This is a genomic window from Phytohabitans maris (assembly GCF_031085175.1).
GTDB lineage: Bacteria > Actinomycetota > Actinomycetes > Mycobacteriales > Micromonosporaceae > Phytohabitans > Phytohabitans maris.
Genome location: NZ_JAVHUY010000008.1, coordinates 21,956 through 35,573 on the forward strand (window position 1 = coordinate 21,956; position 13,618 = coordinate 35,573).

9 protein-coding genes are annotated in these 13,618 nt (G+C 71.2%); 4 read left to right on the forward strand and 5 right to left on the reverse strand.

Going from position 1 to position 13,618, the window contains the following annotated elements:
• Nucleotides 1-53 precede the first annotated feature (53 nt).
• Nucleotides 54-1,136, forward strand: a complete 1,083-nt coding sequence (locus tag RB614_RS10135) for an aldo/keto reductase (protein ID WP_308712150.1) — start codon at nucleotides 54-56, stop codon at nucleotides 1,134-1,136.
• 199 nt (nucleotides 1,137-1,335) lie between these two features.
• On the opposite strand, the gene RB614_RS10140 is transcribed toward RB614_RS10135, so the two are convergent.
• Nucleotides 1,336-1,968, reverse strand: a complete 633-nt coding sequence (locus RB614_RS10140) for an HNH endonuclease family protein (protein ID WP_308712151.1) — start codon at nucleotides 1,966-1,968, stop codon at nucleotides 1,336-1,338.
• A gap of 313 nt (nucleotides 1,969-2,281) precedes the next feature.
• Between RB614_RS10140 and RB614_RS10145 the strand changes: the two genes are divergently transcribed.
• Entirely contained in the window at nucleotides 2,282-3,508 is a 1,227-nt protein-coding gene (locus RB614_RS10145; protein ID WP_308712152.1) for a PucR family transcriptional regulator, read from the forward strand.
• A gap of 456 nt (nucleotides 3,509-3,964) precedes the next feature.
• Here the strand turns inward: RB614_RS10145 and RB614_RS10150 are convergent, their stop codons facing one another.
• Genes RB614_RS10150 through RB614_RS10165 form a run of 4 tightly spaced genes read right to left on the reverse strand, consistent with a single transcriptional unit; the run spans nucleotide 3,965 to nucleotide 9,580 of the window.
• A complete protein-coding gene (locus RB614_RS10150; protein ID WP_308712153.1) occupies nucleotides 3,965-6,556 on the reverse strand; it encodes a M64 family metallopeptidase in 2,592 nt (863 codons plus the stop codon).
• Nucleotides 6,553-7,122, reverse strand: coding sequence for a TlpA family protein disulfide reductase (locus tag RB614_RS10155; protein WP_308712154.1), 570 nt, complete (start codon nucleotides 7,120-7,122; stop codon nucleotides 6,553-6,555). The genes RB614_RS10150 and RB614_RS10155 overlap by 4 nt, the downstream gene beginning before the upstream one ends.
• Complete coding sequence (locus RB614_RS10160) at nucleotides 7,119-7,544, reverse strand: hypothetical protein (RefSeq protein ID WP_308712155.1); 426 nt, start codon at nucleotides 7,542-7,544, stop codon at nucleotides 7,119-7,121. The genes RB614_RS10155 and RB614_RS10160 overlap by 4 nt, the downstream gene beginning before the upstream one ends.
• Nucleotides 7,523-9,580 (reverse strand): M6 family metalloprotease domain-containing protein, encoded by a 2,058-nt coding sequence (locus RB614_RS10165; protein WP_308712156.1) that lies wholly within the window; start codon nucleotides 9,578-9,580, stop codon nucleotides 7,523-7,525. The genes RB614_RS10160 and RB614_RS10165 overlap by 22 nt, the downstream gene beginning before the upstream one ends.
• A gap of 214 nt (nucleotides 9,581-9,794) precedes the next feature.
• On the opposite strand from RB614_RS10165, the gene RB614_RS10170 reads away from it, so the two are divergent.
• On the forward strand, nucleotides 9,795-11,687 hold the full coding sequence (locus RB614_RS10170; protein ID WP_308712157.1) for a CocE/NonD family hydrolase: 1,893 nt from the start codon (nucleotides 9,795-9,797) through the stop codon (nucleotides 11,685-11,687).
• Between the two features lie 301 nt (nucleotides 11,688-11,988).
• Nucleotides 11,989-13,611: an ABC transporter substrate-binding protein gene (locus tag RB614_RS10175; RefSeq protein ID WP_308712158.1), complete on the forward strand. Its 1,623-nt coding sequence runs from the start codon at nucleotides 11,989-11,991 to the stop codon at nucleotides 13,609-13,611.
• Nucleotides 13,612-13,618: the final 7 nt, after the last annotated feature.

A 13,618-nucleotide genomic window follows, 5' to 3' on the forward strand; every position in this document is an offset into this window, starting at 1 on the left:
CCACCGCCCGCGCTTCGATGGCAATGACAGATCCGACACCCAGGGGGTACGTCATGCCACTCGACCACTACGTCACGCTCGGCCGCTCGGGACTGCGGGTCAGCCCGTTCGCGCTCGGCGCGATGACCTTCGGCGAGGACCCCGGAGCCGCCGGGTCCAGCGTGCAGGAGTCGGAGAAGATCCTGGCGACGTACCTGGACCGCGGCGGAAACCTCGTCGACACCGCCAACTTCTACACCAACGGCCACTCCGAGAAGATCCTCGGTGACTTCTTCGCCGCCCACCCCGGCCGCCGCGAGCACGTGGTGCTCGCCTCCAAGTTCTTCGGAAACATGTGGCCAGGCGACCCCAACGGCGGCGGCGCGGGCCGCGGTGCCATCGTCGCCCAGCTCCACGAGACCCTGCGCCGCATGCGGACCGACTACCTCGACCTGTACTGGCTGCACAACTGGGACCGCAACACCCCCGTCGAGGAGACGATGCGCACCCTCGACGACATCGTGCGCGCCGGCAAGGTCCGCTACCTCGGCTTCTCCAACACGCCGGCCTGGGTCACCGCGCAGGCGCAGACGATGGCGCTGCTGCGCGGCTGGACCCCGCTGGTCGCGCTCCAGGTCGAGTACTCGCTGCTGGCCCGCACGGTCGAGGGCGAGATCGCCCCGCTCGCCCGCGACCAGGGGATGGCGCTCGTGCCGTGGAGCCCGCTGCGAAACGGCTTCCTCTCCGGCAAGTACCGCCGCGGCGCCGAGGTGACGGACTCGGCGCGGAGCGCCTACGTCGGCGGCCCCACCGAGGCCGAGTACCGGGTCATCGACGCGGTCGCGGAGGTCGCCGGCGACCTCGGCACGACGCCGGCGGCGGTGGCCCTGGCCTGGCTGCGCGGCCGCGCGGGCACGGTGGTCCCGATCGTCGGCGCCCGACGCGTCGAGCACCTGGAGGCCAACCTGGCCGCCCTGGACGTGACGCTCACCGCCGCGCACCTGCGGCGCCTCGACGAGGTCTCCACACCCACCCTGAACTACCCGGCCCCGATGCACGGCGCCCAGCGGGCGATGCTCCAGTTCGCCGGGACCACAGTGGACGGCGAGCCCTCCACTGTGTACCCACCGCTCCTGGGGAGCACGGTCCGCTACTAGAGAGTCGGCGTCCCGGGGCGTTTCCTCGGACAGGGTTGCCCCGGTCCGCCTCAGCTGTGGACCGTATGCGCGGGGTCCGCGGGGAAACGTGGAGCGCGACGGTCCGGACCACCGCGGACGTCGCGGTAGCCCAAAGCTCTCCGGATCGCGGGCGGGTGGGCCGGGCCGTGTGGCCGGGCCCACCCCGGTCCGCGCCTGGTCAGCAGGTGCCGAGCATGCCGTTGAGCGCCGTCTTCTCCGCGCTGTCGACGCTGAGGCTGTAGTACCACTTCACCTGGATCCACGCCCGCGCGTACGTGCAGCGGAACGAGGTCAGCGGCGGCTGCCAGGTGGCCGGGTCCTGGTCGCCCTTGGCCTGGTTGACGTTGTCGGTGACCGCCCACAGCTCGGGCCCACCGAGGTCGTTGGCGTACGTCTGCCGCTGCGACGTGCTCCACGCCCACGCCCCGGACGCCCAGGCCTCGGAGAGCGGCACCATGTGGTCGATGTCGACGTCGGCCGGGTTGGTCCAGGTCGCGCCGTCGAACGGGCTGCGCCACGAGCCCGACGTCGGGTAGCAGCTGCTGTCGACGCTGACCCCGGTACCGTCCCGCTTGAGCACCTGCTCGCGGGTGTTGCACGAGCCGGTGATCGTGATCCAGTGCGGGAAGAGGTCGCGGTCGTAGCTGGACTGGTGCGACTCGGCCGCCACGGTGAGCGCGGCGAGCCGGCTGACGGCGGTGCTGTACGACGGGATGTTGGGCGGTGTGGCCTGGGCCGGGGTCGCGACGAAGGCGAGGAGCGCGACGACGGCGACCGCGGTGGCGGCGCCGGCCCTGAGCAGGCGGGGCATGTGGACTCCTGACTACCCGCCGCCACGGCCGGATGGGGGTCGTTCCGGCTGGGACGCGGCAGCGGATACATAGATCAATGTCAGATTTATTAGCATGGACCCCACCCGTACCGAAACAGCGGCGTGAACGTCGTGTGAAATCACCGGCCCCGCCTGGCCCGTGCCCGCGGCGCCGGCGGGTCAGCCCCGCGGACAGTGGTAATGATCATCCCGGGGTGACCCTTGCGCGGGTGGCGGATGCCGTCGGAGGGTAAGGACCGGCGGTACGCCGGATGGCCGGGCCGTCGACGGGTCACGGACGGTCGGGGAGCGCATGAACCTGGAGCTGCAAGGCATCGTCGACACGATGGCGGCGCGGGTGGGTCGGCCGGCGCTGATCGAGGACCGGCGGCACCGGGTGGTCGTGTACAGCGAGCACACCGGCACCATGGACGACGTGCGCCGCAGCTCCATCCTGCGCCGGCACACCACGCCCGAGGTCATCTCCTGGTTCCGCGGCTTCGGGATCATGAAGGCCCGTACGCCGGTGCGCATCCCGGCCTGCCCCGAGCTCGACCTGCTGCCCCGCCTCTGCGTGCCGATCGTGCACCAGGACCGGCTGCTCGGGTACGTGTGGTTCATCGAGGCCGACGGCGGCATGACCGACGCCGACCTCGACGTCGTCACCCGGGCGACCGGTGACCTGTCCGTCGCCCTGTACCGGGAGAACCTGCTCGGCGAGCTCGCCTCCCAGCGCGAGGCGGAGGCGGCCCGCACCCTGCTCTCGGACAACCCGGGCACCCGCGAGGAGATGGTCCGCTCCCTGCTCGCCGACGGGGTGGTGACCGCGGACGGGCCGGCCACCGCGATCGTCGCCCAGCTCGTCCCGGCCCGCGGGCAGGTGCTCGACGAGGACGCCGGCATCGCCCTGGAGCAGGCGCTGGTCGCGGCGCGCCGGTGGATCGGGGTGCGCGACGCGCTGCACCTGCTCCGCCACGACCAGGGTGTGCTGCTGGTCCGGGGCGGCCAGGTCGGCGGCCGCCCGTCCGTGGAGGCCGCCGCCGGATACCTGCGGGAGACCCTGCGCACCGCCGTCGGCGACCTGCGCGAGGTGGCCCGGGTGGTGGTCGGCATCGGCGCGCCCCGGCCGCGGCTCGCGGACGCCATCCACTCGTACGACGAGGCGGTGCAGTCGGCCCGCGTGGGCGTGCGGCTGCCCGCGCTCGGCCCGGTCATCTCCTGGGCCGACCTGGGCATCTACCGCATGCTGTCGCAGATGGACGGCCGCCACCTCGACGTCGCCACCGTCCATCCCGGCCTGCACCGGCTGCTCGGCGACGAGGCCAGCCAGGCCCTGCTGGAGACCCTGGAGGTCTACCTGGACCTGGCCGGCAACGCCCACGCCACCGCCGAACGGCTGCGGCTGCACCGCACCACCCTCTACTACCGCCTGCACCGCGTGGAGCAGCTGGCCGAGACCGACCTGAAGGACGGCAACGAGCGGCTCTGCCTCCACCTGGCGCTGAAGCTGGCCCGCCTCAGCGGCGACCGCCGATCATGACGGGAGATCGTGGTATTTCAGTGCCCCTCCGGGGGCACCCGGGTACCACGATCTCTTCCGCCCGCGTCGCCCGCCGCGAGAGAGCCGTCGGGTGAGCGTTTTCCTGGGGTGCTTTCCCGCGGGCACCGCGGAGGCCGCCGGCGAGCTGGCGCTCGCCGGGATCCCCGGCCTCCGCTGCCGGCTCCGCGCGACACGCCCCCACGGCGCTCGCCGGCCGGCGCCGGAGCGCACGCACAGACGGGGCAGCTCGATAGCTTCCCGCACCCACACATCCGTCCGCCCGGCGGCGGGCCGCTGGCTGCCCGCGCGGGCCGCGGTGACCGCGACCAGCCGCGGCGGGTCACGCCGCGGGAAGGATCTCTTGAACGCTCTCGGAGTGGGGTGAAGGTCTGTGATCGAAGCTCCCTCAAGTCGTTCTAGCGACCTGAGGGGAGCTTCGATCACAGCCGTGGCTATCTAGAGGCGGGCGCAGTCGCCGGCCTTCGCGCCGCGGATGGTGTTCGGGGCGCCGAAGTCGCGCGGCGGGGCGTTGCCGCCGGAGCAGCTCAGCGCGCCGTTGACCCGGTTGCCGACCAGCACCGGGCCGTACGCGCCGGCCAGCCGGCTGTACCGCTCGTTCGCGCTGACCTGGGTGTTGTCGGCCAGCATCACCGCGCCGTTGAACGTGCTGCCGGCGACCGTCAGGTCCCGGGTGGTCCCGACGACCTGGACCGCGCCGTTGACGGTGGAGCCGAACACCTGCACCGCCTGGGCGCCGGTCGCGACCAGCGTGCCGGTGATCGTGCTGGAGCGGACCACCAGCGAGGCGCCGGAGCGTACCGTCACCTGCCCCGCCACCTGCGCGTTCGTCAGGCAGGTCACGCCCCGCGTCACGGTCACCCGGGTCTGGCGGCCGGTCAGCGTCGTCGTGCAGGCGGGGGAGGAGCCGGGCAGCACGGTCGCCCGGTAGCTGCCGGCCGGGCCGATGTTGCCGGCCGGGTCGATCGCCCGGTGCTCGACGAGGTGGGTGCCGAAGCCGGGTACGAAGCCGCCGCTCGGGTGGTCGTCCGGCAGCGTCTGCTCGAACGTGGCCCGGGAGAGCCCGCCGGTGCCGAGGTTGCCGTACGTCAGCGCCTTCACGCTCGTACCGGAGTGGCGGAACTGGAACGGCGACTGCGGCATCGGCTGCTCCGGGAAGCCGAAGTAGTTGAACCAGCCGTCCTCGTCCAGCCGGAACTGCCCCACCACGTACCGCCCGGCCTGGTCGTCGCGCGGGTCCAGCCACATGTCCCACCCGTCGAAGTACACCGGGTGCTCCACCGCGCCGGGCAGCGTGGTCAGCGGCGTGGAGAGCCGCCGCGGGGCAGTCGGCAGCGCGTTGTCGACGCTCCACTCGACCGAGTCGGTGGCGCCGGCCGGGTCGGTCACCGTCGCGACCAGCTTGTGGGTACCCGGCGCGAGGCCGAGCGCGCCCAGGTCGAGGCGGCGGCTGTTGTGCGGGTTGGGCACCGCCCGGCCGTCCAGCGTCCAGGCCACGTCGAGGACCCGGTCGGCCGGGTGGTTGGTCTCCACGAAGACCACCTCGTCACCGGCGACCGGCTGGGTGGTCGGCGTCGAGCCGGTGACCTCGGCGGCCGGCGGCGACGGCGTGACACCCGCCGGGCCGATCGTCCACTCGCGAGTCTGCACGAACCGCGGCCCCTGGTACCCGGAGTCGGTGGCGCTGTTGCCGGCGGAGGGGTTGCGCACCCAGTCGATCCCGTCCGGCCCGACCGGGTCACGCACCTCCACCCGCACCACCGTGCCGGCCGGCAGGTCCAGCGGTTCGAGGTCGAGGCTGCGGCTGCCGTGCGTGTCGAGGACCGTGCCGCCGGCCCGCCAGGTCACCTGGAGCTCGTGGTAGCGCGGATGCCCGGTCTCCACCCAGAGCACGCCGTCGGCCGGCACCGTCCCCGGTGGAGTGTGCTGGACCGACATCTGGCCGGCGTTGCGCCGCCCGGTGATCCGGGCGACCATGTGCTCGCGCCCGATCTGGTCCCAGTCGAAGCCGATCCACCGCATGATGGAGTGCTCGCTCGGCCGGCGCTGTCCACAGGGGAACATGCCGCCCCCCTCGTGCAGCCCGATCGTGCCGCCGGAGAGGCTCTCCTCACCCACCCACCGCCACCACTTGCGCTGGTCGGCGACCAGCTGCTCGGCGCTCGTGTACGCCGTGTGGTGGAAGCTGCTCGGCTCGGCGCCGGTGTAGCAGGGGCGCACCACGTCGCGGGAGGAGTACGGGTACTCGTCCGCCATCGTGCCCAGCGAGTGGCCGAGCTCGTGCAGCGAGATCAGCGGCCCCTGCGGCGAGCCGCCGGAGGTGGTGGCGCTGGTGCCGCCGATCCCGCCGTACGTGAACGTGTTGAAGATGGCGAGCGTCTGGAGGTTCTGCGACGTGCGCGGGATGCCGAGCGCCGGCACCACGTACGAGTCGAGGATGCGGTTGTGCGCCTGCGAGCCGGTCTCGCACGGGTTGACGCCCGGCGGGTAGTACGCGGCGTCGTCCGCGCAGCCGACCGGCGCTCCACCGTAGACGGTGCCGCGGGAGAGCGGGTCGGCGCAGCCGTTCTGGAAGATCATGCGGAGCGCGGTGCGCTTGCCGTCGATCGGCCCCTCGCGCTCGCCGGTGTCCCGGATCGTCCCGTCCGGGTGGCGTACCCGGCCGTCGGGGTCGCAGCGGACGCCGTAGTCGATGGAGGCGATCTCGACCGCGTACACGTTGACGTAGTCGCGGTAGGTGCGGAACGGCTCGGTCGCCCACATGACCGCGAGGTTGCGGTCGACGTCGGCGAAGAAGAGGCTCTGCTGGTCGGCCTGGTAGCCGTCGCCGAGGATGACCAGGTTGAGCCGCTCGGCGGCCGGTCCGGTGACCTGGATCGGGTGCACCTTCGGCTCGGGCAGCGGCGCGGCGTCGGCGGCGGGGGCCGGCGCCAGGCCGGCGACCATCTCGGCGGCGCGGGCCGGCGCGGGGCCGGCGACCAGCAGCCCGGCCGCCAGGGCCGCCAGCGTCAGGAACGCTCGGTTTCTCATCGGCTCACCTCATCCAGGAGAAGCTCGCGGATACGGTTGTCCAAAGTGGACGCGTCGAGGCCGCCGGGCCAGCCGCGCAGCAGCGCCCCACCCTTGGCGACCACCGCCACGGCCCCGGGCTCGCGGACCGCGTACGACCGGGAGATCGTCCCGTCCGCGTCGACCACGACCGGAAACTCGGCCTCGTGCGCGCGCAGGTACGCCTCCAACTCGGCCGGCTCGTCCCCGGTGACCACGCCGACGAAGACGACCCGGTCGCGGTAGTCGCGGGCGAGGTCGCTCAGCGCGTCCTGCCGGTCGGCGCAGGTCGTGCACCAGGAGGCGAAGAAGAGCAGCACCACCGGGCGCTCGGCCCAGAGGTCGGCGGCGGCCAGGGCGGTGCCGTCGGTGAGCGTGCCGGTGAAGACCGGCGCGCTCGGCGTACCCGGTGGGACCGGGCGCAGGGCGAGATCGGCCGGCACCGGCCCGGGCAGCGTGGCCGCCCCACCGGCCGGCGCCTCCGGGTCCGCGCCGCCGCAGGCGGCGAGGCCGAGCACCGCGACCAGCAGGAGCGCCAGGAGCCTCACGACGGCACCACCGCGACCAGGGCGCCGGAGTCGGCCGTGAGCGGGATCGCCGGCTGGTCGTCGACCACCAGCTGGTACCCCGACCGCGCCGGCACCGAGACCGGCACGGCGAACTCGCAGTAGGTGGGGATGCGCTCCACCTCGAGGTCCTCCTCGAAGGTGCGGACCGCCTTGCCGGGCGGCAGGCGGCCGTCGGTCAGCGTCTCCCCGGCGCCGTCCAGGACCCGGAACGGCGCCCGGTTGTGGAAGAACGTGTACGCCCCGGTGCCGGCGCAGTCGACGCCCTCCTCGCGGATGTTGATGTCGCGAACCAGGACCCGGACCGTCGTCGGCGACGCGGCCTCGCCGCCGCAGCCGCCCACGGCGGTCGCGAGCAGCAAGGCCGCGCCGAAACGCGAGATCAGCCCTTGTCGACGTGGCACGGGCGGGTGATCGTCTTGGTCGGGTCGCTCACCGACGTGGCGGTCAGCTTGACGTAGCCGGTCTCGGTCGCGTCGGCGGTGGCACCGACCGAGACCTTCACCGTGGCCTCCTTGCCGAACGGGACCGCGACGAGGGCGTTCGGCACCTCGACCCGCCAGCCGGTACCGGCGACATTTCCGTTGACGTCCGCGCTGAGGCGGTAGACGTCCGACTTGAGGTACGGCGTGATGTTCTCCGGGTGCTGCTGGCCGCCGGCCGACCAGGTGCCGGTGTTGGTCAGCTCGAAGGTGCAGTGGACGCCCCGGTTGGTCGGCTTGGTGTTCCGGCTGGGGAAGCCGTCGCCGAGGGCCACGCCGTGCGTGCTCGGGCCGCCGGTGCCGTCCAGCGACTGGATGGCGACCGTGTACTTCAGGACGCCGTTCGCGTCCCGCTTGAGGTCCAGGATGTAGAAGTGCAGGCGGTTGGCCTCGTCGACGTACTCGTACTCGCTGCCCGACCGGGTGCCGGCGTGGAAGAGCGCGTCCGACAGCTGCCGGTAGTCACCCATGGTGATCTTCTGCGGCGTGCCGTCCGGCTGGTAGAAGTCGATCATGTCGATGTCCTGCGGGTTGGCGTCGACCACCCAGACGAAGGGCGCGTTGTCCGCGTTCTTCGTCTTGCTGATCAGCACGCCGCTGTCCGGCGTGAACGAGTCGGCACCCATCCGGTCGACCACCTCGACGGTGTAGTTGTTGTAGCCGCCGCCGTCGCAGAGCGGGTCCTCGCTGACCGTGCAGGCCGGCGAGTTGTCCCGGTTCATCGCGATGTTGACGCCGGTCAGCCCCTTCGTGCCGGCGTCCACCGCGCGGGCGGTGACCTCGGCGACGACCAGACCGGACGAGGCGAGCGCCTCGCGGGAGAGCCGCAGCAGGTGCTCCTCGCCGAGCAGCCCGATCTTCACCTTGTCGCGCACGGTGTGCAGCGAGCCCATCGAGCCGCCGTTCACCGGGGGGATCTGCCACCGGGTGTGCGGGCCGCCGGGTCCGTTGAACGAGCCGCGCGACATCATGCTCCAGATGCCCGTGTACGCGCGGCGCAGCGGGACGCCGTACGGGTTGTTGTAGTTGTCGCCGATGCTCAGCAGGTGGCTCAGCTCGTGCGCGTACACGCCCATGCCGGAGCTCTCCGCCTGGGTGGAGGAGCCGCCGCCCGCGTTCGGCCAGATGGTCGAGGCGGCCTTCCACGAGGTCCACTCGACGTACCGGGTGCGCGCGTAGTTGGGCAGGGCCGGGTCCGGCGGGCCCCACGCCTCCGGCACGTCCTCCTTGGTCTGAAACATCATCTGCCCGAACTCCTGCCAGGTCGACGACTCGTCCTGGCCGGCGGAGAGGATGAAGACCAGCTCGTACGAGTTGGCGACCTCGTCACCGACGGCCGCGCGCCAGGCGCCGAGCCCGTCGGTACGGATGTTGCGGGCGCACTGCTCGCCGGCCGGGCACGCGCCGGGGTTGAACCCGTTGTCGATGCCGTACTGGTAGGACTTGGCGGGCATCTGGTAGGGCCCGAAGCCGGTCAGGTCGACGCCGTATCGGCCGTTGGAGTCCTGCATCCAGTACTCGTGGAGGGTGTGCCCCTTGTTCAGCGTGTTCGGCGTGTTGAGGAAGTCCTGGTAGAAGGTGGAGACCTGGTCGCGCGGGATGTTCTGCGCGGTCGCCTGGGGGTTGCCGAAGACCGTCGAGCGGGCCCGCTGGGTGACCACGAACGGCTGGTCCGGGTAGTCCAGCGTGACCAGTGCGATCTTGAAGTTGCGCACCGAGCCGGTCACGGCCGGGTCCGACCAGTTCCTCCCCGGCACCGGCGTGAAGTCGTCCCAGGTCATGGTGTCCGGGTTCTGCCAGACCTGCGGGTCGAGCACGTCGAACGGGCCGGTCCCGCCCGCGGGATTGCCGGGCGCCGCCGCCGCCGGACCGGCGGTGCCGGCGGCCACGAGTACGGTCGCGAACGCGGCGGCCAGCGCGGCCCGCCATGCCGTTCGCCGGGTTGTCGGAAGGTGCATCACGTCGTCCTTCGTCGGGGGATCGGCGCGAACCGCCACTGAGGTGATCGTGAATGTATGGGCACGCATAGTAGCGCGTCACTGTACATCTGCCGGTAGATCATGGTGCCGGTTTCGACATCTGACTGAGGTCGGTAAATTTCGACGCCCGCGTATGGCGGGATCCGGGTCCGGCGCCATAACCTACGCACCCTCAAGGTCTTTTGGAGGGTGCATGAGGCGCATCGGCAGGCTGCTCCGGGTGGCCGCTGCCCTGCTTCCGGTGGCGGCGGTCGCCGTCGTGGGCGGGACGACCCCCGCGTCCGCGGCGGCCGCCCCGGGTATCGTCGTCGCGGACGGCGTCACCCAGCCGGTCTTCGGCTACGCGGACGCGATCCGCGAGCGGCTGTTCATTGATTCCACATTCGACAGTGACCAGGACGGGCTGCGCGACATCATCGCGTTCGACGTGATGCGGCCGAAGGCGACCCTCGACGGGCTCAAGGTCCCGGTCGTCATGGACGCCAGCCCGTACTACTCGACCCTGTGCCGCGGCAACGACTCCGAGTGCAAGGCCGACCTCGACGGCGACGGCCTGCTCGACAAGTGGCCGCTGTTCTACGACAACTACTTCGTGCCCCGCGGCTACGCGATGATCCTGCTCGACATGGTCGGCACCAACAACTCCACCGGCTGCCCGACCACCAACGCCAACGAGGACAACCTCAGCGCCAAGCAGGCCATCAACTGGCTGGGCGGCCGGGCCACCGCCCGCAACGCCGCCGGCCAGGTCGTCAAGGCCGACTGGTACAACGGCAAGAGCGCGATGATCGGCAAGTCGTACGACGGCTCGCTGGCCATGGCGACGGCCGTGACCGGCGTGAAGGGGCTGACCACGGTGGTGCCGATCAGCGGCCCGACCGAGTACTACGACTACGTGCGCAGCAACGGCGTCATCACCCGCGGCAACAGCTACGTCGCGTCGCTGGCCAACACGGTCACCAACCCGGAGCGGCGCGAGTACTGCAAGCCGACCCGGGACCGCATCGCCGCCGCCGACGGCGACGAGCACGGTGACTACACCGCCTTCTGGAACGAGCGCAGCTACGTCAAGAAGGTGCCCAACATGACCGCCAGCGTGCTGCTCTACCACGGCCTCAACGACGACAACGTCCGCCCCGACCACTTCAGCAAGTTCTGGTACGCCCTCGCCGAGAACGACGTACCGCGCAAGCTCTGGCTCTCCCAGGAGGGGCATGTCGACCCGTTCGACTCGCGCCGCGCGGTCTGGGTGTCCACATTGCACCGCTGGTTCGACTTCTGGCTGCACGGCGTGCAGAACGGCATCATGGACGAGCCGCGCGTCGACATCGAGCGTTCCGCCGACGTGTGGGAGACGTACGCCGACTGGCCGGTGCCGGGCAAGGCCGACACCGAGGTCTTCCTGCAGCCCGGCGCCGGCGGCGCCGGCGGGCTCAAGCTGGTGCCGGCCGCGTCGCCCGCGACACAGTCCTTCGTGGACAGCCCGACGCAGAGCCAGAACACGATGATCCTCAACCCCGACGTCGTACAGCCGAACCGGCTCGCCTACCTCTCCGCGCCGCTCACCGCCCCGCTGCACATCTCCGGTACCCCGGTGGTGCAACTGCGGGTCACCGCCGACCAGACCGACACCAACCTCGGCGCGATCCTGGTCGACTACGGCGCCGCCGAGCGGGTCAACCACCGCGCCTCGGGCGAAGGCATCATCACCCTCGACACGCAGGACTGCTGGGGCGAGACCAGCCCGACCGACGACCCCTGCTACCGGCAGACCGAGAAGCGGGTGGCGACCTCCGACGTGGAGCTGGTGACGAAGGGCATCCAGGACGCCCAGAACCGCCAGTCCATCCGCACGGCCGTGCCCCTCGTGCCCGGCCAGGCGTACAACTACAGCTTCCCGCTGCTCCCCGAGGACTACGTCTTCCAGCCCGGCCACCGGATCGGCGTCATCGTCGTGGGCAGCTACCCGCAGTACTCCAGCCAGGCCGACCAGACCCGGGCCAACCTGAGCGTGGCCCTCAAGACCAGCAACATCGTGCTCCCCGTGGTCGGCGGCACCGCCGCCGCCCACGCCGCCGGCCTCTGACCCTCCGAGACGAGATCGTGGTACCTGACTGTCGCCATGACAGCAGCCAGGTACCACGATCCGTAGCTGTTCGGTGGGGGAGGCGTGGCCGTTCGGGCCAAGTCGGGGGCGGCTCCTGTAACGCTCGCGTGAACGGTGATGAACAACGGTGCTCCCCTGCCCAGTGGGACTGGAGGAGGGCGCCCAACAGGTAGGACACGGTTCGGGTGTGAACAAGGCGCGGCCTCTTGTTCACAAACTTTAAGCCTGATAGAACACACGGAGCGGTCCACCTCCGGTCGCGGTTCTGGAAGGACATCTCATGGCTGACTCGGGACTCTCCCGCCGTTCCGTGCTCCAGCTCGGCGGCAGCGTCGCGCTGCTGTTCGCGACCGGCGCGTGCGCCGCCGGGTCGAAGGACAGCGGCTCCGGCGCCAAGTCGGCCGGGCCGGCCGCCGGCACCCTGCGCATCGCGGTCTCCAGCTACCTCAGCAGCTGGGACCAGGACTTCGTCGGCTTCGACCTGACCGCCCTGATGCTGTACAAGAACGTGTTCCCATACCTGATCGACTACGGCGTGACCGACGCCGGCGGATCCAAGATCCTCGACACGCAGAACATCACGCCCACGTTCGCCGAGTCGTTCGAGCCGAGCGCGGACCAGAAGGTCTGGACGCTCAAGCTGCGCAAGGGCGTCAAGTTCGCCAGCGGCAACGAGCTCAAGGCCGCCGACGTCAAGTGGTCCAAGGACCGCGCGTTCGCCGCCCAGGCCAACGTCGCCGGCGTCTACCGCACCATCGGCCTCACCGAGGCCAGCCAGGTCGCGGTCGTCGACGACTACACGGTCACGTTCACCCAGGCGTTCCCGAGCGCGCTGACCCGGCAGATCCAGGCCATCTCGCTCTACGTCTTCGACTCCGTCGAGGCGAAGAAGCACGCCACCGCCGACGACCCGTGGGCCAAGGACTGGCTCGCCAAGAACGCCCCGACCGGCGGGTACTTCAACGTCACCAAGGCCACCCAGGGGCAGGAGATCGTCCTGGAGGCCAACAAGGGGTACCCGGGACCGGACCCGGCCAAGGCCGCCACCATCCGGATCAGCGTCGTGCCGGACGGCTCCAACCAGCGCCTCCAGCTGCAGAACGGCGACATCGACGTCGCGCTCGGCATCGGCCAGCGGGACATCGCCGACCTCAAGAAGGCCGACGGCATCACCGTGGTCTCGGCCGCCAGCAACGAGCAGGTCGCCATCCAGATGTCGGTGACGACCGCCCCCTTCGACGACGTCGACGTCCGCAAGGCCCTCGCGTACGCGGTGCCGTACGACCAGATCATCGCGAACGTGTACGGCGGCGACGCCCGCCCCACCAAGAGCCTCGTGCCGCTGGACATGCCCGGCTACGACGCGGGCGGCTACCCGTACACCTACGACGTCGAGATGGCCAAGGCCGCGCTCGGCGGCAGGACGGTCAACTCGGAGCTCGTCTTCGAGACCGACAACGCCACCCAGCAGCAGATCGCGGTGCTGGTGCAGAGCGAGGCGCGCAAGGCCGGCATCGAGCTCAAGCTGACCCCGCTCGACCCCGCCACCCTGGCCGGCCGCCGCCAGCAGAAGAACATCCCGCTGCAGCTCACCTCCGGCCAGCTCTGGGTCAACGACGTCGAGTACATGCTGGCGACCAGCTTCGTGAAGGGCGCCGCCCTCAACTACTCCAACTTCACCAACGCCGAGATCGAGCAGATCTACGAGCAGTCACACACCACAGTGGACGAAACCGCCCGGCTCGCGCTCTGGAAGCGGGTGCAGCAGGTCTTCGCGGCCGAGGTGCCCTGGGTCATCATCTGCCAGCCCAACTTCAACCTGCCGGTCCGCTCCACGGTCGCCGGCTGGGTCCAGCCGATGGACGGGCTGGCCCGGCTGCGGTACCTGAGCACGTCGGCCTGACCCGCGG

Coding starts and splice junctions, on each gene's coding strand:
- RB614_RS10135 (WP_308712150.1), top strand. CDS start 54: ATGCCACTCGACCACTACGTCACGCTCGGCCGCTCGGGACTGCGGGTC.
- RB614_RS10140 (WP_308712151.1), bottom strand. CDS start 1,968: ATGCCCCGCCTGCTCAGGGCCGGCGCCGCCACCGCGGTCGCCGTCGTC.
- RB614_RS10145 (WP_308712152.1), top strand. CDS start 2,282: ATGAACCTGGAGCTGCAAGGCATCGTCGACACGATGGCGGCGCGGGTG.
- RB614_RS10150 (WP_308712153.1), bottom strand. CDS start 6,556: ATGAGAAACCGAGCGTTCCTGACGCTGGCGGCCCTGGCGGCCGGGCTG.
- RB614_RS10165 (WP_308712156.1), bottom strand. CDS start 9,580: ATGCACCTTCCGACAACCCGGCGAACGGCATGGCGGGCCGCGCTGGCC.
- RB614_RS10170 (WP_308712157.1), top strand. CDS start 9,795: ATGAGGCGCATCGGCAGGCTGCTCCGGGTGGCCGCTGCCCTGCTTCCG.
- RB614_RS10175 (WP_308712158.1), top strand. CDS start 11,989: ATGGCTGACTCGGGACTCTCCCGCCGTTCCGTGCTCCAGCTCGGCGGC.